At 69.5% G+C, this 18,997-nt stretch carries 20 protein-coding genes and 1 pseudogene; 15 read left to right on the top strand and 6 right to left on the bottom strand.

Annotated elements, in window-relative coordinates; genetic code table 11:
• A pseudogene (locus WT24_RS34520) lies at positions 1-141 on the top strand (ferritin-like domain-containing protein); the annotation flags it as partial.
• Between the two features lie 161 nt (positions 142-302).
• Positions 303-788 (top strand): D-glycero-beta-D-manno-heptose 1-phosphate adenylyltransferase, encoded by a 486-nt coding sequence (gene rfaE2, locus WT24_RS20490; protein ID WP_059506495.1) that lies wholly within the window; start codon positions 303-305, stop codon positions 786-788.
• Positions 789-804: 16 nt separating this feature from the next.
• On the opposite strand, the gene WT24_RS20485 is transcribed toward rfaE2, so the two are convergent.
• From WT24_RS20485 to WT24_RS20465, 5 genes are all read right to left on the bottom strand, one after another.
• A complete protein-coding gene (locus WT24_RS20485) occupies positions 805-1,047 on the bottom strand; it encodes a hypothetical protein (RefSeq protein WP_059506497.1) in 243 nt (80 codons plus the stop codon).
• Between the two features lie 202 nt (positions 1,048-1,249).
• Complete coding sequence (locus WT24_RS20480) at positions 1,250-2,050, bottom strand: type III pantothenate kinase (protein ID WP_060035709.1); 801 nt, start codon at positions 2,048-2,050, stop codon at positions 1,250-1,252.
• On the bottom strand, positions 2,047-2,967 hold the full coding sequence (locus WT24_RS20475) for a biotin--[acetyl-CoA-carboxylase] ligase (protein ID WP_059795365.1): 921 nt from the start codon (positions 2,965-2,967) through the stop codon (positions 2,047-2,049). The genes WT24_RS20480 and WT24_RS20475 overlap by 4 nt, the downstream gene beginning before the upstream one ends.
• Positions 2,968-3,288: 321 nt before the next feature.
• Positions 3,289-4,134, bottom strand: coding sequence for a tetratricopeptide repeat protein (locus tag WT24_RS20470; protein WP_059506505.1), 846 nt, complete (start codon positions 4,132-4,134; stop codon positions 3,289-3,291).
• Positions 4,135-4,142: 8 nt separating this feature from the next.
• Positions 4,143-6,212 carry a bifunctional 2',3'-cyclic-nucleotide 2'-phosphodiesterase/3'-nucleotidase gene (locus tag WT24_RS20465; RefSeq protein ID WP_059506508.1) on the bottom strand — a complete coding sequence of 690 codons (2,070 nt, stop codon included), beginning with the start codon at positions 6,210-6,212 and terminating at the stop codon, positions 4,143-4,145.
• Between the two features lie 298 nt (positions 6,213-6,510).
• Here WT24_RS20465 and WT24_RS20460 point away from each other — a divergent pair, with 298 nt between their 5' ends.
• The 10 genes from WT24_RS20460 to WT24_RS20415 all read left to right on the top strand — a co-directional run bounded on the left by WT24_RS20460 (position 6,511) and on the right by WT24_RS20415 (position 15,588).
• Positions 6,511-7,635, top strand: coding sequence for an ABC transporter permease (locus tag WT24_RS20460; RefSeq protein WP_059795530.1), 1,125 nt, complete (start codon positions 6,511-6,513; stop codon positions 7,633-7,635).
• Positions 7,632-8,546: an ABC transporter ATP-binding protein gene (locus WT24_RS20455; protein ID WP_034208491.1), complete on the top strand. Its 915-nt coding sequence runs from the start codon at positions 7,632-7,634 to the stop codon at positions 8,544-8,546. The genes WT24_RS20460 and WT24_RS20455 overlap by 4 nt, the downstream gene beginning before the upstream one ends.
• 17 nt (positions 8,547-8,563) lie before the next feature.
• Positions 8,564-9,493: an MlaD family protein gene (locus WT24_RS20450; protein ID WP_059506512.1), complete on the top strand. Its 930-nt coding sequence runs from the start codon at positions 8,564-8,566 to the stop codon at positions 9,491-9,493.
• 38 nt (positions 9,494-9,531) lie between these two features.
• A complete protein-coding gene (locus WT24_RS20445) occupies positions 9,532-10,155 on the top strand; it encodes an ABC-type transport auxiliary lipoprotein family protein (RefSeq protein WP_060035712.1) in 624 nt (207 codons plus the stop codon).
• 19 nt (positions 10,156-10,174) lie between these two features.
• Positions 10,175-11,326, top strand: a complete 1,152-nt coding sequence (locus WT24_RS20440) for a VanZ family protein (protein WP_059506513.1) — start codon at positions 10,175-10,177, stop codon at positions 11,324-11,326.
• Positions 11,327-11,481: 155 nt separating this feature from the next.
• A complete protein-coding gene (locus tag WT24_RS20435; RefSeq protein WP_034208488.1) occupies positions 11,482-11,799 on the top strand; it encodes a ferredoxin in 318 nt (105 codons plus the stop codon).
• A 13-nt stretch (positions 11,800-11,812) separates the two neighbouring features.
• A complete protein-coding gene (locus WT24_RS20430) occupies positions 11,813-12,457 on the top strand; it encodes an alpha/beta hydrolase (protein ID WP_059506516.1) in 645 nt (214 codons plus the stop codon).
• Positions 12,458-12,994: 537 nt separating this feature from the next.
• A complete protein-coding gene (locus tag WT24_RS20425) occupies positions 12,995-14,305 on the top strand; it encodes a D-alanyl-D-alanine carboxypeptidase family protein (RefSeq protein WP_060035708.1) in 1,311 nt (436 codons plus the stop codon).
• Between the two features lie 48 nt (positions 14,306-14,353).
• Complete coding sequence (locus WT24_RS20420; RefSeq protein WP_059506520.1) at positions 14,354-15,280, top strand: D-amino acid aminotransferase; 927 nt, start codon at positions 14,354-14,356, stop codon at positions 15,278-15,280.
• The gene (locus WT24_RS20415) at positions 15,280-15,588 is read left to right on the top strand and encodes a YbeD family protein (RefSeq protein WP_011546305.1); all 309 of its coding nucleotides are present in this window, start codon (positions 15,280-15,282) and stop codon (positions 15,586-15,588) included. The genes WT24_RS20420 and WT24_RS20415 overlap by 1 nt, the downstream gene beginning before the upstream one ends.
• A 21-nt stretch (positions 15,589-15,609) precedes the next feature.
• On the opposite strand, the gene WT24_RS20410 is transcribed toward WT24_RS20415, so the two are convergent.
• Positions 15,610-16,599, bottom strand: coding sequence for a transcriptional regulator GcvA (locus WT24_RS20410; RefSeq protein ID WP_060035707.1), 990 nt, complete (start codon positions 16,597-16,599; stop codon positions 15,610-15,612).
• Positions 16,600-16,701: 102 nt separating this feature from the next.
• Here WT24_RS20410 and WT24_RS20405 point away from each other — a divergent pair, with 102 nt between their 5' ends.
• From WT24_RS20405 to lipA, 3 genes are all read left to right on the top strand, one after another.
• Positions 16,702-17,028, top strand: a complete 327-nt coding sequence (locus tag WT24_RS20405; RefSeq protein WP_059795533.1) for a DUF2917 domain-containing protein — start codon at positions 16,702-16,704, stop codon at positions 17,026-17,028.
• Between the two features lie 84 nt (positions 17,029-17,112).
• On the top strand, positions 17,113-17,859 hold the full coding sequence (gene lipB / locus WT24_RS20400; protein WP_059795377.1) for a lipoyl(octanoyl) transferase LipB: 747 nt from the start codon (positions 17,113-17,115) through the stop codon (positions 17,857-17,859).
• Positions 17,852-18,844, top strand: a complete 993-nt coding sequence (lipA, locus tag WT24_RS20395; RefSeq protein ID WP_006499067.1) for a lipoyl synthase — start codon at positions 17,852-17,854, stop codon at positions 18,842-18,844. Before lipB ends, lipA begins: the two co-directional genes overlap by 8 nt.
• Positions 18,845-18,997 lie beyond the last annotated feature (153 nt).

The following is an 18,997-nucleotide window of genomic DNA, read 5'->3' as shown; positions in this document are numbered from 1 at the left end:
GTCGAGCGGATCCTGCACAACCTGTCGATCCTGTTCGAGCGCACGTTCGCGACCGCGCAGGAGCTGAACCGCTACCGCAAGGAAGTCACCAGCCGCCTGCAGGCGGAAAGCGGCCCGTCGTCGGCCGCGCAGCCGGCCTGAGGCCGGCGGGTGCCGGCGGCGGCGCGAGTCGCGTCTGGCTCGCGCCCGGCTCGCGGCACCGTGTCGCGTTCGTTGCATGAAGCCCGCCCGGCCGGTCCGGCGGGCTTTTTATCTGGCGCCGCCGTCGCGCGCGCCGTCGTTCATTCCGTCCGATCTCCATCATGTCCGCCACCTTCGAACGCAAGCTGATCACCCGTGATGCCCTCGTCGCGCTGCGCGCGTCGCTGCCGTCGCCCGTCGTGTTCACCAACGGCGTGTTCGACATCCTGCATCGCGGTCACGTCACGTATCTCGCCGATGCGAAAGCGCTTGGCGCCTGCCTGATCGTCGGCGTGAACAGCGATGCGTCGGTGCGCATGCTCGGCAAGGGCGACGACCGGCCGATCAACCGCGAAGAGGATCGCGCGGCACTGCTGGCGGCGCTGGAAAGCGTCGACTGGGTCGTGACGTTCGGGGAAAAGACGCCCGTATCGCTGATCGAGGCCGTCCGTCCGGACATCCTCGTGAAGGGCGGCGATTACGACATGGACGCGCTGCCGGAATCCGCGCTCGTGCGCGGCTGGGGCGGCCGGGCGCTGGCGATTCCGTTCGAGCACGACCGCTCGACCACTGCGTTGCTGAAGAAGGTGCGCGCGCAACGGCCCTGAGCGCGACGCGGTGTCGTCACGGGGCGGACGCCGGGAGCGGTGCGGTCGTGACGGCCGGCGCCGCGATCGGGTCGCCGACGACGGGCTGGTCGGTCGCCCGCATGAGCGGCGTCACGCGCAGCGCGTCCGGCCGCACCTGCCGCGCCAGCACGCCGGGTTCGCGCGGGCCGGCCGCCGGCAGCGGCCCGAACACGCCGCGCGCCGCCACGAACGCGAGCATGTTGGCGAGAAAGAGAACAGCGATCAGCCAGCGCAGCATCGTCGAAACTCCTTGTCGTCATCGACGTGATTCACGTCGTTCAGTCGAGCCGGCCGCATGGCCGGCTTTTTCGTAGCTTCCGTCGACCGTTCGTGCGGGCCGCTGGCGCGGCGCCGCGCGTACTGCGTCGTCGGCGGGGCGCAGGCCCGCTTCGGTTCGGCCGGCATCGCCACGCGCCCGCTGCGATGCCGGCGCCGTTGCGTCAATCCCGCGCCGTTGCCCGGCCGGCCGTGTCCGCGGCGATCAGTGCGAGCCCGGACAGGATCAGCGCGTCGTGCCGCGTATGCGGGACCGTCAGCGCACGCGCGACGTCGTCCGCCGCGCCGCCTGCCAGCACGAGCCGCACCGGCGCCTGCCACGCGTCGACGAGATCGCGCCACGCGCGTTCGATCAGGCCGGCCTGCGCGTACAGGCAGCCGGCCGACAGCGAGCGCGGCGTATCGATCTGGAACGGTTCGGCCTGCGCGAACGCGAGCAGGCCGCTGGCGATATCGGTGGTCAGCGTCGGCAACTGCGCGGTGTGCGTGCCGAGCGCGCGCATCATCAGCGCCCAGCCCGGCGCGATCAGGCCGCCCGTGAAGCGGCCGTCCGCGCGCAGGGCTTCCAGCGTCGTCGCCGTGCCGAACGTCGCGATCAGCAGATGCTCGCCCGGAAACGCCGCGTGCGCGCCGATCAGGCCGGCCCACCGGTCGCTGCCGAGCTGTTCGGGCGTCGTATAGCCGTTCGTCACGCCGCATTGCGCGGGCCGCGAGCGGATCGTCGTGCGCGGCAGGCCCGGCCAGCGTGCGTCGAGCAGCGCGTCGATCCGTGCGGCCACGTCGGCGCCCGCGACGTTCGAGATCCATGCGCCGCGCGGACGCGGCAGGCGCGACCAGTCGGGATCGGCGCCGCCGTCGCACGTGTGGCCGAACGCGCCCGTGTCGACGAGCGTGCGCCGCGCGTCGGCGAGCGCCCACTTGATCCGGCTGTTGCCGGCGTCGATCAGCAGGTGCGGTTCGCTCATTGCGCTTCGCGCAGCGACACGTCGCCGGCCGCGATCGTCTGCACGCCGCTCGGCGTGTCGAGCAGCAACTGGCCGGTCGCATCGATGCCCGTCGCGATGCCGCGCACGCGTTCGACGCCTTGCTCGAGCAGCACGACTTCGCGGCCCGCGTACGCGTGCAGCGCGTGCCAGCGCGGCAGGAACGGCGCGAGGCCGTCGGCGCCGAATTGTGCGAGCGCGGGCGTGAGCGCGTTCAGCGACGCGGCGAGCGTATCGGTGAGGTTCGCCGATGGGCACGCGATCGACAGCGCGGCAGGCGGCAGCCCGCTCGCGAGCGTCGCTTCGCGCGCGCGCAGCGCGTCGACCTGTGCGGCGACGGCTTCCGCGCCGCGCACGTTGATGCCGAAGCCGATCACGACGGCGGTGGCGTCGGCGGTGGTCCAGACGGTTTCGATCAGGATCCCGGCGAGCTTGCCGACGATGTGCGGCGTGCCGTTGTCGTCGGTCGTCAGCAGCAGGTCGTTCGGCCATTTGAGCGCAACGCGCATGCGGGCGTCGAGTGGCAGCGTGGCCAGCCCTTCCGCGAGCGCGACGCCGATCGCGATGCTGAGGCCGCCGAGCGCATCGACGGCGCGCGGCACGATGCAGCCGACCGAGCACAGCAGCGCATTGCCGGGCTGCGCGAACCACGGGCGGCCTTGCCGGCCGCGCCCGGCCGTCTGCTCGAACGCGACGCGCACGAGCGGCGCGGGCAGCGCGTTCGCGCTGCGCGGCAGCGCCTTGAGCCGCGTTGCGACGTCGGCGTTGGTCGAGCCGGTGGCGGCGACGATGTCGAGCGGCCACGCGCGCGGCGCGGCGTCCAGGTGCGCCTCGAGCCGGTTGCGCGCGATGTGCGCGTCGCCGGATTCGGGCGTGTCGGAGGAGGTGGGGGCGTTCATGGCGCCTATTGTAGCGACAGGGGACGTTGGCGCGCGCCGGAGCGCGAGCGCAACCCGCCGGGCGGCATGGCATGGCTCCGTGCGGCTGCTTCGTCCGCACCGGTATCTCGATGTCGTATTCGGGCGTCATCTCGCGGGCGAGCGGCGTCTTGCCCGTCGGCGCCGGGCCCTGGCCGGTCGACATGAGAGCCGGTGCGCCACCGGCGCCGCGCGGCCGACTCGGTTGCGGGACCGATATCGATACGCGGCGCGCGCGTCAAGCATGCGACGTCACTACCGTTCGGCCGGGTCGCGCTCGCACGCCCCTTGGCCGAACGGCCGTCACGGCGCGACGACCGGGTGTTTCAGCGCATGCGCGGTCTCGATCCACTGCGCGTGGAATTCGTCCGCGTCGGGCCGAAGCCCGAGTTCGCCGTTGCGATAGGCCATCGCGAGCGTCTGTACGGCTTCCGGCAGCTCGTGTTCGGCGGCCCGGCGATACAGCGCGAGCGCGCGCGCATCGTCGCGCGGCACGCCGCTGCCGTCGCGGTACGCGTTCGCGAGCATGAAGTCGGCGGCCGGGATGTCCGCGCGCGATGCGATGTCGAACCAGTGCGCGGCCTGCACCGGGTCGGCGGCGATGCCGTAGCCGCTGCGGTAGATCAGCCCGAGGTAATACGCGGCGGCCGGGTCGCCCTGTTCGGCCGCGGCGCCGAGCAGCGCGCGTGCGCGTACATAGTCTTTCGGCAGGTCGCCGCTGCCGAGCAGCAACGCCTTGCCGAGCGCCAGCTGCGCGCGCCGTGCAGCCGGCGCGTCAGCCGTGTCGTGCGCCGCCGCGGCCGTTTCCAGCCAGCCGCGCCCCTCGTCGCGCAGCCCCGGTTCGTGCGCATCGACGAGCGCGATGCCGAGCGCCGTCTGCGCGTCGGCCGAGCCGCGCCGTGCGAGCGTGCGCAACTGGGCCAGCGCATGCGGCTCGGTCGCCTGCGCGACCATCGCCTGCCATTCGTCGAGTTGCGCGGCGCTCGGCGCGGGGCCGGCGCCGCGCAGGCCGGTCGCCGCGACGACGGCCGCGACGGTCACGGCCGCCGCCGCGAGCAGCGCGGCGGGCGGGAGCTTCGCGCGCAGCACGCGCCGCGCGGCAGCGGCGAAGCCGGTTTCGGCAGGCCGCATCGTCCGGATCGGTTGCATCGCGTGTCTCATTGCGTGAGGTCGATCTCGTAGGTCGCGAGGTTCTTGCCCGAGCCGTCGTCGGCCGCGACCTGCGTGATGCCGGTCAGGCCGGCCGCCGTCGCGTCGCCGAGGCGGTTCGGCGCGGACGCGAACCGCACGTGCGCGACCGAGCTCGCGAGCTTCGTGAAGCGCCAGCTGCGCTGCGCGCCGTCGGCCGCACGCGTGATCGCGCCGCGCTTCTTGATGAACGCGATCAGCACGTCGCGGTTCGCGTCGGGCGACGCGAAGATCGTCTTGCTGCCGTCGAGGCCCGGGAAGTTGCCGCCGCCGCTCGCACGGTAGTTGTTGGTCGCGACGATGAACTGCGCGTTCGGGTCGATCGGCGCACCCTTGTACGTCAGGTTCCGGATGCGGCTGCCGACCGGCTGCGTGACGTCGATTTCATAGGCGAGATCGGCCGACGTGAACATGTCGAAGTTGTAGCCGGGGAAGGTGCTGACGAGCGGCTGCACGGTCGCCTTCGTCGGGTCGATCGTGTTGAAGCGCTTCGCGGCGGTCTCGAGCCAGTTCTTCACGTCGGCGCCGCTCACCTTCACCGCGTACACGGTGTTCGGATACAGGTACAGGTCGGCGGCGTTGTTGATCGCGAGCGCGCCCGGCGCGACGTCGGTGTAGTCGGTGCCGCCGCCGAAGCCGCTCTTGAACGGCGCGCTGACCGACAGCACCGGCAGCGAGGCGTATTGCGGCAGGTTCGCCTGCACGTAGGTCTTCACGTAGTCGGCCTGCGCCTCGTTGACGATCTGGATCGCGCCCGGATCGCCGACGTCCGCGAAGTACGAGTTCATCCGGTAGTCGGTCGAGCCGATCGGCGTCTTCACGTAGTCGATCGTCGCCTGGTGCTCGGCCGCGATCGCGGCGGAGACCGATGGGTCGGCGGCGACGTAGCTCTTGTCGGCGTTCTGGATCGGCCGCGCCTCGACGGTGGTCTGAGACTTGTCGACGGCCCACGTCTTGCCGTCGAACTTCAGGCCGAGCTTGATCACGCCGAGATGCTTGCCCCAGTAGTTGGCCATCACGGTCGGCACGCCGTTGACGGTGCCCTTGACCTTGTCGACGCCCGGCAGGTTGAACTGCGACACCGTGCTGTTCGCGTCCGGGAACACCTGGTGCGAGTGGCCGATCAGCATCGCGTCGATGCCGGGCACCTTCGACAGCCACCAGCTGCCGTTTTCCATCGTCGGCGAGTACGCGGCATTGTCGAGACCGCCGTGCGAGATCGCGACGACGAGATCGGCGCCCTTCGCGCGCATTTCCGGAATGTACTTCTCGGCCGCCTCCTTCAGCCCGGTCGTATAGACCTTGCCGTCGAGCCAGCGCTTGTCCCAGTTCATGATCGCGGGCGGCGTGAAGCCGATGATGCCGATCTTCACGGGCGCGCTGACCGTCTTGCCGTCCGGCGTCGTGGCCGTCACCGTGCGCGTGAGGATCGTGTACGGCGTGAACAGCGGCGCGTTGGTCTTCGCGCTGATCACGTTCGCGAGCACCTGCGGGAAGTTCGGGCCCGCGCACTTCTTCTGCTGGGCCGGCGCCGGCAGGCCGTCGACCTCGAACGTGTTGCCGGTCACCTGCGACAGGTACGGCAGCCCGTAGTTGAACTCGTGGTTGCCGATCCCGCCGCCGTCGAATTTCGCGGCGTTCATCACCTTGTAGATCGCGAGCGTCTGGTCGCAGCCCACCGGCTTCACGAGCGCCTGGTAGTCCGACAGCGCGGTGCCCTGGATCGTGTCGCCGTTGTCGAGCAGCAGCGTGTTCGGGTACTGCTTGCGCGCCTGCGCGATCAGCGTCGACACGCGCTCGAAGCCGAGCGAATTGTCGGCGGCGAGCTTGAAATAGTCGTACGACAGCACGTTGGTGTGCAGGTCGGTCGTCTCGAGCAGCGCGAGCGTGGCCGTCGTGCCGACGGGCGCCTGGGCCTCGGGCTGCGACGGCGGCGTGGCGGTGACGTCGTCGCCGCCGCAGCCGGCGAGGGCGAAGGCGAGGCTGGCGAGCGCGGCGGCGGCCGGTACGTGGCGGCGGGAAAGCGGGGGGAGACGCATCGGTTGTCCTGTTCGGTGTTCTGTTTTATGAAGCGCGAGGTACGCACGAATGGCGGCGCGGTGCGCCGACGGCCTGAGGTGCGGCGCGTGAGAGTATCGAAAGGAAACGTGACGGAACAATGAAAGGTTGCGATGCCGGCAGCGGGCCGCGGCCGGCGGCGGCTTCGGGCCGGTCCCGGCCGGCGCCATGCTCCCGGCTGCGCACCGCGCCGCCGACGCCGCGCCGGAAATCCTCACGTCGCGGCGTCGGACGGTTCGCTACAATGGCCGCTGTCATCCTTTTGCAAACAACCTGCCCTTGGACTTCGAGACTCCTCCCGGCCTGTCGGTCGACGCCGGCGGCCAGGGCCAGACGGTGCGCCTGACCGGCCAGTGGACTGCGCTGTCGCTCGCGCGCAACCGCGGCGCCGTGGCGCGCCGCATCGCGAGCATCGCCGCCGGGCGCGTGAGCGAATGGGATCTGTCCGGCATCGAGCGGCTCGATCACGTCGGCGGCCAGGCGCTGTGGCGCGTGTGGGGCCGCAAGCTGCCGGCCGGCGTCGCGCTGAGTGCCACGCAGCGCACGATCTTCGAGCGCATCGAGCGGCTCGACAGCCAGCGCGAGGCGCCCGAGCGCATCGTGCGGTTCGATCCCGTCACGCGGCTCGGCCAGGCGATCTTCTCGTTCGGCGAACACCTGCAGGGCGGCATCGCGATGTTCGGCCTCGTGATCCTCGATGCGCTGTCGGTGCTGCGCCGCCCGCGGACGATGCCGTGGCGGGAAACCTCCGCGAACATCTACAGCGCCGGCGCACAGGCGCTGCCGATTACCGCGCTCGTCGCTTTCCTGATCGGCATCGTGCTCAGCTATCTGTCCGCGCAGCAGTTGCAGATGTTCGGGGCGAACCGCTACATCGTGAACATTCTCGGGCTGTCGGTGATCCGCGAGCTCGGCCCCGTGCTGTCGGCGATTCTCGTCGCGGGCCGCTCGGGCTCGGCGATCACCGCGCAGATCGGCGTGATGCGCGTGACCGAGGAGCTCGACGCGATGCGCGTGATGGGCATCCCGCACGGGCTGCGGCTGATCCTGCCGCGCGTGCTCGCGCTCGGCGTCGCGATGCCGCTGCTCGTGATGTGGACCAACATCATCGCGCTGACGGGCGGCGCGCTCGCCGCGAAGCTGGTGCTCGGCATCGACATCAACTATTTCGTGCGCTCGCTGCCGGGCGTCGTGCCGATCGCGAACCTGTACATCGGCGTCGGCAAGGGCGTCGTGTTCGGCATGCTGATCGCGCTGGTCGCGTGCCATTTCGGTTTCCGGATCAAGGCGAATTCGCAGAGCCTCGGCGAAGGCACGACCACGTCGGTGGTGTCGTCGATCACGGTCGTGATCCTCGCCGACGCGGTATTCGCGATCCTGTTCCAGAACGTGGGGCTCGGATGAACGCATCGAACGAAACGACCGCGCATGCCGCGGCGATCGGCGCCGGGTCGGTCGGCCCCCGGCCGGACGCGGCCGCCGATGCCGGCGATCTCGTGATCGAGGTGCGCAACCTGACCAAGCGCTACGGGCGCAACATCGTTCACCAGAAGCTCGACTTCGACGTGCGGCGCGGCGAGATCGTGTCGATCGTCGGCGGCTCGGGCTCCGGCAAGACGACGCTCGTGCGCCAGATCCTCGGCCTCGAAAGGCCGACGTCGGGCACGATCAAGGTGTTCGGCGAGGATACGGCGACGATCGACGACGCGAGCGCGCGGATGATGCGCACGCGTTCGGGGATGCTGTTCCAGCAGGGCGCGCTGTTCTCGTCGATGACGGTGTTCGACAACGTCGCGCAGCCGCTGCGCGAGCTCGGCCGCGTGCCGCCGGACCTGCTGCACGACATCGTGATGCTGAAGCTCGAGATGGTCGGGCTGCCGTGCAAGCACGCGTCGAAGATGCCGGCCGCGCTGTCGGGCGGGATGGTGAAGCGGGTCGGCATCGCGCGCGCGATCGCGCTGGAGCCCGAGCTGCTGTTCCTCGACGAGCCGACGGCCGGCCTCGATCCGCAGGCCTCCGACGAATTCGTCGAGCTGATCGCGACGCTGCACCGCACGCTCGGGCTGACCGTCGTGATGGTGACGCACGACCTCGATACGATGGTCGCGCTGTCGACGCGCGTCGCGGTGCTGGCCGACCGCAAGGTGCTGGTCGCCGCGCCCGTCGAGGAGGCCGCGAACGTCGACCATCCGTTCATCCACGAATATTTCCTGGGGCTGCGCGGGCGCCGCGCGTTGCAGGCGCTGCCGCCCGAGCGGCGCGCGAAGCTGCCGAAGGCGGCCCTCGAACCGGCGCTGTCGAGCGTCGAGCTGTAGAAGCAAGGAACCCGCGAATGGAAAACAAATCACATGCGTTCTGGGCCGGCCTGTTCACGATCGCGCTGACGCTCGCGATCGCGGGCACCGTGTTCTGGTTCAACGTCGACCGCACCGTGCGCGTGCCGTACGACCTGCTCGCGCGCACCAACGTGACGGGGCTGTTCCCGGACGCGGCCGTGCGCTTTCGCGGCCTCGACGTCGGCAAGGTGCAGTCGATCGGCTTCGATCGCACGCATCCGGGTCAGATCCGGATCCGCATCCTCGTCGATCACGACGCGCCGATCACGCAGTCGACCTACGGCAGCCTCGGCTTCCAGGGCGTGACGGGCATCGCGTTCGTGCAGCTCGAGGATACGGGGCGCGATCTGTCGCCGCTGCCGTCGTCGCCGAAGTCGATCGCGCAGATCCCGATGCGGCCGAGCCTGTTCGACCAGATCCAGGAGCGCGGCGACGTGCTGCTGAGGCAACTCGAACTGGCCGCGAAGAGCGCGAACGCGCTGATGTCGCCCGAGATGCGCGAGCAGTTGCGCGCGACCGCCGAAAGCCTGCAGCACGCGGCCGACGGCGCCGCGACGCTGACGAAGCAGCTCGGCCCGGCGGTCACCGCGCTGCCGGAGACGATGCACGAGGTGAATCGCGCGATGGCGTCGGCGAACACGCTGCTGCAGCCGAACGGGCCGCTCGTGTCGAACCTGAACAAGGCCGGCACGGCCGCCGAGCAGGTCGGCGTCGCGCTGAACGGGCTCAACGCGCGCGTGCAGTACGACACGCTGCCGCGCTTCAATGCGCTGGCCGACAGCGTCGGCGACGCGTCGCGGCAATTGAAGGACGTCGCCGGCGAACTCGGCCGCAACCCGCGCAGTCTGTTGTTCGGGTCGCCCGGCGCGGCGCCGGGGCCCGGCGAAGCGGGCTTCGTCTGGCCTGGCGCGACGGCCGGGCAATGACGTTCATCGAAACCGGAAACATCATGCAGGAATACGCCATGCCACGAATCCTTGACCGCGCGCTGCGTCCGGCCGCGGCCGCGCTTGCCGTGCTGACGCTCGCGCTGGCGGCCGGCTGCGCCGGCAACGACGCGGTGCTGTCGAACATCCGCTACGACCTCGGGCCCGTGTCGTCGGTGGCGACCGCCGGGTCGGGCCCCGCGCTGAAGGTGCTCGACGTCGCCGCGCCCGACGCGCTCGATACGGACAAGTTCGCGTACCGCCTCGCGTACGCCGATGCGCAGCACGTGGCCGTCTATCGCGACAGCCGCTGGACCGCGCCGCCCGCGCAGTTGCTCACGCAACGGCTACGCGGCGCGCTGTCGTCGCGCGGCACGGTGCTCGAAGGGGCCGACGGCGTGCGCGCGCCGACCCTCAAGGTCGACCTGAGCGAATTCGAACAGGTCTTCGACGGGCAGTCGCAAAGCCACGGTGCGGTGACCGCGCGCGCGACCCTGATGCTCGACGGCAAGGTGCTCGGCCAGCGTACGTTCGTCGCGCGCGCGCCGTCGAGCACGCCCGACGCGGCCGGCGGCGCGCGTGCGCTCGCGGCGGCCAGCGACGAACTCGTGTCGCAGATCGCCGCGTGGGTCGGCGTGCAGGCGTACGCGGGCACCCCGTGACGCCCGGCGGGCAGCCGCGATGAGCGCGCCCGGCACGCATCGCGCGTCGCCGCTCGCGCGGCAGGCGTTTGCCGCCTACGCGGCGCTGATCGTCTATGCGTCGCTGTATCCGTTCGAAGGCTGGGCGTCGCTCGGCATCGGCCCGTTCGATTACCTGTTCGCGCCGATGCAGCGCTACGTGACGGCGTTCGACGTGGTCACGAACGTGCTCGGTTATCTGCCGTTCGGCGCACTCGGCGTGCTCGCGCTGCACCCGCGCTGGCGCGGCGTGGCCGCGACGCTGATCGCGAGCGTGCTCGGCGTGCTGCTGTCGGGGACGATGGAAGCACTGCAGACCTACTTGCCGACGCGCGTCGCGTCGAATCTCGATCTCGGCGCCAACGCGCTCGGCGCGCTGCTGGGCGCGGCGCTTGCTGCGCCGGTCGCCGGCGCGCTGCTCGACCGCGGCGTGCTGCGCCGGCTGCGCCTCGCGTGGCTGGAGGCCGACGGGTCGACGCCGCTGCTGCTCGCCGCGCTGTGGCCGTTCGCGATCGTGTTTCCGTCGCCGTTCCTGTTCGGCATCGGCGACTGGCCGGCCGCGCTGTGGGAGCGCGCCGACGCGTCGATGCAGGACGCGCTGCTCGCATGGCTGCCGGCCGCGTGGCACGTCAGCGAATGGCCCGAGCGGGTCGACGGCTGGTTGTCGGATTCCGCGTGGGAAGCCGTGCTCGGCGGGCTGATGCTGTTCCCCGCGCTGGCGATCGCGTCGCTCGCGATGCGCCCGCGCGCGCCGCGCATCCGGCTGCTGGTCGCGCTGGTGGTCGCCACGCTCGTACTGAAGGCGGCCGCGACGTTCATGCAGTCGGCCACCGGCCTCGTCGTCGTGTGGGCGACGCCCGGCGCGCGGCTCGGCATCGAGCTGGGTTTCGCGGCGGCGCTCGTCGCATTGCGCGTGCCGGCGACGTGGCGCGCGATGCTCGCGGCGCTCGCGCTGCTGGCCGGCGTCGCGCTCGTGAACCTGCTGCCGGTCAATCCGTTCTTCGACTTCACGCTGTCGGGGTGGCGGCAGGGCCGCTACGTGCACTTCAACAGCATCGCGCGCTGGCTCGCATGGATCTGGCCCTACGCAGCGCTGATCTGGCTCGGCCAGCGCGTCGAGCACGCGTGGCTGCCGGCCGCGCTGCGCCGCTGACGCGGCAGCCCGGACCCGTGCGGCGGCGGTCGCGCCGCGGGCAGCCGCGTGCGCCGGTCGCTATAATCGTCCGCATCCTCCGTTGCCGCTTCGCGTAACGGCAATTCATCGCCCTTCTTTCCGCACGGCCTTGCGCCGGGCCGCTCGTCACCATCATGGATTCCTACTATCAGCACCACGTCTTCTTCTGCCTGAACCAGCGCGAACCGGGCGCCGAACGCCCGAGCTGCGCGCAATGCGACGCGCAGACCATGCAGGAATACGCGAAAAAGCGCGTGAAGGAGCTCGGTCTCGCGGGGCCCGGCAAGGTCCGCATCAACAAGGCCGGCTGCCTCGACCGCTGCGAGGAAGGGCCGGTGATGGTCGTGTATCCGGAAGGCACGTGGTACACGTACGTCGATCGGGCCGACATCGACGAGATCGTCGAGTCGCACCTGCGCGACGGCAAGGTCGTCGAGCGCCTGAAGATCTGAGCGGGCCGGCCGAATGAACGTTCATACGCAGAAATCGCTGATCGCGGGCCCGATCGGCCAGATCGAAATCGCGGTCGACCTGCCCGACGCCGTGCGCGAAGGCGGCGCCGCGCCGCGCGGCATCGCGCTCGTCGCGCATCCGCATCCGTTGTTCGGCGGCACGATGGACAACAAGGTCGCGCAGACGCTCGCGCGCACGCTCGTGCAATTGAACTACGTCGTCTACCGGTCGAACTTCCGTGGCGTCGGCGCGACCGAAGGCGTGCACGACAACGGCGCCGGCGAGGCCGACGACCTGCTCGCGGTGCTCGCGCACATGCGCGCGCAGCCCGCGTATGCGGACCTGCCGCTCGTGCTCGCGGGCTTCTCGTTCGGCACCTTCGTGCTGTCGCACGTCGCGAAGCGGCTGCGCGACGCGGGCGAGACGATCGAGCGGATGGTGTTCGTCGGCACGGCCGCGAGCCGCTGGCAGGTGGCCGACGTGCCCGAGAACACGCTCGTGATCCATGGCGAAACCGACGACACGGTGCCGATCGCGTCGGTGTACGACTGGGCGCGGCCGCAGGAGCTGCCGGTCGTCGTGATCCCCGGCGCCGAGCATTTCCTCCATCGCAAGCTGCACGTGCTGAAGCGCATCATCGTCGACGCGTGGCGCTAGGGCCAGCGCAAGCCCGTTATCAGCGTGAACAGGCGACAGCCTGCATGCGGGCGCCGGCGTAAGCGCCGGGGCCCGTGCCGCGCACCGGCGCCCGGCCGGATGATGCGCGACCCTTCCCGACACTTCACGCGACGCCGCGCCGCAACCCGGCTGCCGCACGCCGGCGCAACGCGCGTTGCACGCCGCCCGCGCCCGTCTCTCGTGCGGCGTCGAGCAAGCGTGCCCGATGCGTCGCCGCGCGATGCGCGCGCAGCCGGTATGCGGGCGTTCGGCGGCAGGTTCGCGAAAACGCCGTTCGCGGCCACGTATAATGGCCGCATTCCGCGTTGCCCGCGGCCCGGCTGGGCCCATGCGGCGCTCGTTTCGCCGCCTGTCCGTCCGCTCGCGACGGCCGCGAACCGAACGCGTCCGCGCGAGTCCAACCGGCGCGTTTCGCGTCGCCCGACGGTGTCGGGCGAGTACCCGAAACGCCCGCCGCCTTGCCGTTCAACCCTGCGCGTTTCGCACCGCACTTTCTGCCATCAGCCTGAATCGATCATGCGTCTGTCTTCCCAAGGCCTCAAGTCCCTCGCTTCCTCCATCGCCTTCGCCACCGCCGCGCGCAACGTCGCGCTCGGCGTGATGCTGCCCGTCGCGCTCGCATCGACCATCGTCGTCGCCGAGGCGAAGCCGGCCGCCAAGGCCAAGGCCGCGCATGCGGCGCCGGCCGCCGAGCAGTCCACCGGCGCGCCCGCGACCTACATGCCGGGCGCGGTGCCGCCGCCGGGCGTGAACGCGCGCTCGTGGGTGCTCGTCGACGCGACGAGCAACACGGTGCTCGCATCGGGCAATGCGGACGAACGCGTCGAGCCGGCGTCGCTGACGAAGCTGATGACGGCGTACCTCGTGTTCGAGGCGCTCGACAAGAAGAAGATCTCGATGGAGCAGATCGTCACGCCGAGCGACGCGGTGCGCCGCGTCGGCCGCGACGAGTCGCGCATGTTCATCGAGGCGAACAAGCCGGTGTCCGTGCATGACCTCGTGTACGGGATGATCATCCAGTCGGGCAACGATGCCGCGATCGCGCTGGCCGAACTCGTCGGCGGCAGCGAAGGCCAGTTCGTCACGATGATGAACGACGAGGCCGCGCGCCTCGGCATGAAGGGCACGCACTTCGCCGACGTGAACGGCATGCCCGACCCGAACCACTACACGACGGCCGGCGACCTCGCGAAGCTGTCCGCGCACCTGATCCGCGATTTTCCGCAGTACTACGGCATCTTCTCGGAGAAGGAATTCAAGTACAACAACATCCGCCAGGGCAACCGCAACCGGCTGCTGTGGCTCGACCCGACGGTCGACGGCCTGAAGACGGGCCATACGCAGGCGGCCGGCTTCTGCCTGATCGCGTCGGCCAAGCGCGCGATCCCGGGTGTCGACGGCCAGCGCCGCCTCGTGTCGGTGATGATGGGCGAGCAGAAGGAAAGCGACCGTACGCAGGACAGCATGAAGATGCTGAACTACGGCTACAGCGCGTTCGATTCGGTGCGCCTGTTCAAGGGCGGCCAGGCGATCGCGACGCCGCGCCTCTACAAGGGCAAGGAGAACACCGTGCAGGTCGGCGTGAGCGCCGACCAGTGGGCGACCGTGCCGCGCGGCCTCGGCGACAAGGTCAAGACCGAAGTCGACGTCAACGCGCCGCTGATCACGCCGCTCGCGCAAGGCCAGCAGGTCGGCACCGTGAAGATCGTCGCCGACGGCAAGACGCTGTCCGAATTCCCGGTCGTCGCGCTGCAGGCCGTGCCGGAAGCGGGTATCTTCGGACGTATCTGGGACTCGATCCTGCTGATGTTCAGCAAGAAGAAGTAAGCGCGACGGGCCTTTGTTTTCACGACTTCATCCCCATCTGTCATAGCCATGAGCCAAGCCGAATTCGAACCGATCGTCTACCTCAGCGTCTCGTCGCAGGAGGAACTGGTGCCGCTGTCCGAAGCCCGTGTGCCGGTGCTCGACCGCGGGTTCATCTTCGGCGACGGCGTGTATGAAGTCGTCCCCGTGTATGCGCACGACGGCGCGCACGTGCCGTTCCGGATCGAACAGCATCTGGACCGGCTCGCGCGCAGCCTGAAGAAGATCGGCATCGACAACCCGCACGATGCGGCCGGTTGGCGCGCGCTGATCGAGCGGGTGGTCGCGGCGAACGCCGAAGGCCTCGGCGACGGCAACGCGCTCGTCTACCTGCAGGTGACGCGCGGCGTCGCGAAGCGCGGTCACGCATTCCCGGCGAACGCGGTGCCGACGGTGTTCGCGATGACGAGCCCGCTGCGCCTGCCGTCGGAAGAAGAGCGTGCGAAGGGTGTGCGCTGCGTGACGGCCGAGGATCGCCGCTGGCTGCATTGCGACATCAAGTCGATCTCGCTGCTCGGCAACGTATTGATGGCGCAGCATGCGGCCGAACGCGACGCGTTCGAGACGATCCAGCTGCGCGACGAAAACGTGACCGAAGGCTCGTCGTCGAACGTGTGGATCGTGAAGAACGGCGAGCTGTTCGCGCCGCCGCGCAGCAACAAGATCCTCGAAGGGATCCGCTACGCGCTGGTCGAGCAACTGGCCGACGAATGCGGGATCCGGTTCGTCGCGCGCGAGATCAGCGAGGTCGAGCTGCGTTCGGCCGACGAAATCATGATCACGTCGGCCACCAAGGAAATCCTGCCCGTCACGTCGCTCGACGATCTGCCCGTGCAGGGCGGCAAGCCGGGCCCCGTGTTCGCGGCGCTGTATGACGCGTACCAGCGTGCGAAGGCGCGCGAGTTTGAACAGTTTGACCTAACCCGGAGAAAATGATGAGCGAACCGACCAAAACCGTCGAGGTCACCGGCGCGATCGAAACCCGGAAGGAGTCGCTGCTGGAGTTTCCGTGCGATTTCCCGATCAAGATCATGGGCAAGGCGCACCCCGAATTCAAGGACACGATCTTCAAGGTCGTGGCCGTTCACGACAACGAGATCGACGTCGAGAAGATCGAGGAGCGCGCGTCGAGCGGCGGCAATTACACGGGCCTCACGATCACCGTGCGCGCGACGAGCCAGGAGCAGCTCGACAACATCTACCGCGCGCTGACCGGCCATCCGATGGTCAAGGTCGTACTTTAAGGCCCGTTCTGCGGCCGGGGATCAGCGCAAACGGCCGCTGATCCCTTTCCATCCGCCCTCCAGCGCGCACTCGGCGGGGCATTTCCCCGCCGCGCGCCGCGCGTCCAACTCGTCGCATAGCCGCTTGTATTCGGCGACTTCCTCGAACAGCCAGGTCCGGAACGCCTGCACGCGCGGCGTGTTCAAGAGCGGCGGCGGACACACGAAAAAATAGTGCCACGGGCTCGGCCCGTCGATGTCGAACAGGCGCACGATGCGCCCGTCGAGCAGGTCGTGCACCGCGAGCGAGCGGCGCACCAGCGCGATCCCCTGGCCCTCGATCGCCGCGAGCAGCAGGTTCGACGAATCCTGATACAGAATGCCCCGTTTCGGCTCGGTCAGCGTGTCGAGCCCGGCTGCGTCGAACCATGGCCGCCACAGCTCGTCGTCCGAGCGCAGCAGCGGGTAGTTCACGAGATCGGCGGGCGTCTGCGGCAGCTTGCCGCCGTTCAGTGTCGGCGCGCACGCGGGAAAGAACACCTCCTCGAACAGCGGCTCCACGTGAAGCCCCGGATAGCTGCCGAAGCCGAAGCGGATCGCGAGATCGACGTCGTCGCGCGCGAAATCGGTGAGCGAGTTGGTCGACTGCAGCTCGACGTCGATTTCCGGATGCCGCTCGATGAACGTGCCGATGCGCGGCGTGATGAAGCGCGCGGCGAACGACGACAGCATCGACACCACCAGCCGCCGGTCGCGGTCGCTCGCGCGCACGTCGCGCGTCGCATCGGCGATCACCATCAGCGCGGTGCGGACCTGCTGCGCGTAGCGCATGCCGGCGTCGGTCAGGCACAGCCGCTTGCCGTTGCGCGTGAACAGCTGCACGCCGAGCTCTTCCTCGAGCGCGCGAACCTGATGGCTGACCGCGCCGTGCGTGACGAACAGCTCGTCGGCGGCGCGCGAGAAGTTCTCGTGGCGGGCGGCGGCTTCGAACGCGCGAATCGCGTTCAGCGCCGGGAGCTGGCGGAGGTCCATTTGCTAATTTTCCTCACATCGACGTGAAAATTGGTCGTTTGGTCGGGCGCCTTCGAGTGACTACGATTGTAGCCATCGAAGCACTTATTGGCGGAGTCGATCATGCAAGAAATCTCTTCAAGCATCACGTTTGAAATTCCCGTGGGCGAGACCGTGCCGATGAAGGTGCAACGCAGCACGCGGCTGATCGTCCAGTGCGGGCCGGTCTGGGCGACGCGCAGCAACGACGTCGACGATTACTTCCTGGTCGACGGCGAGACGCTCAAGCTGCGCCGCGGCGAGCGGCTGTGGCTCAGCGCGGAAAGCCGGGAAGGCGCGCGCGTCGCGTTCTCGGTGTCGCGGCCGCCGCGGGAAGTCGCGCTCGGCGGGCTGGCCCGGTTGCGCGAACGCGTCGCTGCATTGGTCCACGACGGCTGGCGCACCGTCTGACCGTCGTTTCGTCCGACGGATACCGGCGATCCGTCCCCCACCCAAGGCCGGCGAGACCCACGGGTTTTCGGTAAACTACCGCCCATGTCCGTTTCGCCGGTTTCCATCGTGTCCACGCCTGTCGCCGTTTCCGCATCGCCCGCCGGCGCCCCGGCTCAGCCGGTCACCGTGCGGTGGCGGGGCCGCGAGGCCTACGAGACGAGCTTCGACGCGATGCGCGCGTTCACCGACACGCGCACGGCCGACACCGGCGACGAGATCTGGGTGGTCGAGCATCCGCCCGTCTACACGCTCGGCCAGGCCGGCGACCCGGCGCACCTGCTGGTGGCCGACAGCGGCGTGCCGCTCGTGAAGGTCGACCGCGGCGGGCAAATCACCTACCACGGCCCCGGCCAGATCGTCGTCTACCTGCTGCTGGATCTGCGCCGGCGCAAGCTGATGGTGCGCACGCTCGTGACGAAGATCGAGCAGGCCGTGATCGACACCCTCGCGGCGTATAATCTCGCTTCGGTCCGCAAGGCGGGCGCGCCGGGCATCTACGTGGCATCCGGCGTGCACGAAGGCGCGAAGATCGCGGCCCTCGGCCTGAAGATCCGCAACGGCTGCAGCTATCACGGGCTGAGCCTGAACGTGAAGATGGATCTGCGCCCGTTTCTTGCGATCAATCCGTGCGGCTATGCCGGACTGGAAACCGTCGACATGGCGAGCCTCGAGGTTGCCGCCGACTGGAACGACGTCGCCCACACGCTGGTGGGCCGTCTGATCGCCAACCTCGACGGCGCATCCGCGGCCGCCGACAAGCCGCACGCACTGGAACAATCGAATGACTGACGTTACCGCTTCTCCCGCACCGGCCGATACGGCCGCGACCCCGGCCTACGATCCGACCGCCAAGCAGAAGGCGCAGGCGAAGACGGCGCGCATCCCGATCAAGGTCATTCCGATCGAAAAGCTGAAGAAGCCCGAATGGATCCGCGTGAAGGCGGCCACCGGCAGCTCGCGTTTCAACGAGATCAAGACGATCCTGCGCGAGCACAACCTGCACACCGTGTGCGAGGAAGCGAGCTGCCCGAACATCGGCGAATGCTTCGGCAAGGGCACCGCGACGTTCATGATCATGGGCGACAAGTGCACGCGCCGCTGCCCGTTCTGCGACGTCGGCCACGGCCGCCCCGATCCGCTCGACGCGGATGAGCCGAAGAACCTCGCACGCACGATCGCCGCGCTCAAGCTCAAGTACGTGGTGATCACGAGCGTCGACCGCGACGACCTGCGCGACGGCGGCGCCGCCCACTTCGTCGAGTGCATCCGCGAGGTGCGCGAGCAGTCGCCCGACACGCGCATCGAGATCCTGACGCCGGACTTCCGCGGCCGTCTCGACCGTGCGATTTCGATCCTGAACGCGGCGCCGCCCGACGTGATGAACCACAACCTCGAAACGGTGCCGCGCCTGTACAAGGAAGCGCGCCCGGGCTCGGACTACGCGCACTCGCTGAAGCTGTTGAAGGACTTCAAGGCGCTGCATCCGGACGTCGCGACGAAGTCGGGGCTGATGGTCGGCCTTGGCGAAACGGAAGAGGAAATCCTGCAGGTGATGCGCGACCTGCGCGCGCACGACGTCGACATGCTGACGATCGGCCAGTACCTGCAGCCGTCCGAGCACCACCTGCCGGTGCGCGCGTACGTGCATCCGGACACGTTCAAGATGTACGAGGAAGAGGCGTACAAGATGGGCTTCACGCACGCGGCCGTCGGCGCGATGGTGCGGTCGAGCTATCACGCCGATCTGCAGGCGCATGGGGCGGGGGTGGTCTGAGCACGGCGTTTGCCTCCATCCGCGCAAGACCCGCAGTCCCGAAAGCCCGCAGCGATGCGGGCTTTTTCGTTGGCGCGGCGGTGATCCGCGCATGTGCACGGCAATCGTCACCCGACCGGACGCGCGATCCGATCCAGCATGAAAAGCAAAGCT

It is taken from the genome of Burkholderia sp. MSMB1078WGS (genome assembly GCF_001528895.1).
In the GTDB taxonomy this organism is placed as follows: Bacteria; Pseudomonadota; Gammaproteobacteria; order Burkholderiales; family Burkholderiaceae; genus Burkholderia.
This window is presented reverse-complemented; position numbering and strand designations above follow the sequence as displayed.

Coding starts and splice junctions, on each gene's coding strand:
- WT24_RS20415 (WP_011546305.1), top strand. CDS start 15,280: ATGAGCGAACCGACCAAAACCGTCGAGGTCACCGGCGCGATCGAAACC.
- WT24_RS20475 (WP_059795365.1), bottom strand. CDS start 2,967: ATGAACGCCCCCACCTCCTCCGACACGCCCGAATCCGGCGACGCGCAC.
- WT24_RS20485 (WP_059506497.1), bottom strand. CDS start 1,047: ATGCTGCGCTGGCTGATCGCTGTTCTCTTTCTCGCCAACATGCTCGCG.
- WT24_RS20425 (WP_060035708.1), top strand. CDS start 12,995: ATGCGTCTGTCTTCCCAAGGCCTCAAGTCCCTCGCTTCCTCCATCGCC.
- WT24_RS20410 (WP_060035707.1), bottom strand. CDS start 16,599: ATGGACCTCCGCCAGCTCCCGGCGCTGAACGCGATTCGCGCGTTCGAA.
- lipA (WP_006499067.1), top strand. CDS start 17,852: ATGACTGACGTTACCGCTTCTCCCGCACCGGCCGATACGGCCGCGACC.
- WT24_RS20435 (WP_034208488.1), top strand. CDS start 11,482: ATGGATTCCTACTATCAGCACCACGTCTTCTTCTGCCTGAACCAGCGC.
- WT24_RS20430 (WP_059506516.1), top strand. CDS start 11,813: ATGAACGTTCATACGCAGAAATCGCTGATCGCGGGCCCGATCGGCCAG.
- rfaE2 (WP_059506495.1), top strand. CDS start 303: ATGTCCGCCACCTTCGAACGCAAGCTGATCACCCGTGATGCCCTCGTC.
- WT24_RS20420 (WP_059506520.1), top strand. CDS start 14,354: ATGAGCCAAGCCGAATTCGAACCGATCGTCTACCTCAGCGTCTCGTCG.
- WT24_RS20455 (WP_034208491.1), top strand. CDS start 7,632: ATGAACGCATCGAACGAAACGACCGCGCATGCCGCGGCGATCGGCGCC.
- WT24_RS20450 (WP_059506512.1), top strand. CDS start 8,564: ATGGAAAACAAATCACATGCGTTCTGGGCCGGCCTGTTCACGATCGCG.
- WT24_RS20470 (WP_059506505.1), bottom strand. CDS start 4,134: ATGCAACCGATCCGGACGATGCGGCCTGCCGAAACCGGCTTCGCCGCT.
- WT24_RS20480 (WP_060035709.1), bottom strand. CDS start 2,050: ATGAGCGAACCGCACCTGCTGATCGACGCCGGCAACAGCCGGATCAAG.
- WT24_RS20405 (WP_059795533.1), top strand. CDS start 16,702: ATGCAAGAAATCTCTTCAAGCATCACGTTTGAAATTCCCGTGGGCGAG.
- WT24_RS20440 (WP_059506513.1), top strand. CDS start 10,175: ATGAGCGCGCCCGGCACGCATCGCGCGTCGCCGCTCGCGCGGCAGGCG.
- WT24_RS20465 (WP_059506508.1), bottom strand. CDS start 6,212: ATGCGTCTCCCCCCGCTTTCCCGCCGCCACGTACCGGCCGCCGCCGCG.
- WT24_RS20445 (WP_060035712.1), top strand. CDS start 9,532: ATGCCACGAATCCTTGACCGCGCGCTGCGTCCGGCCGCGGCCGCGCTT.
- lipB (WP_059795377.1), top strand. CDS start 17,113: ATGTCCGTTTCGCCGGTTTCCATCGTGTCCACGCCTGTCGCCGTTTCC.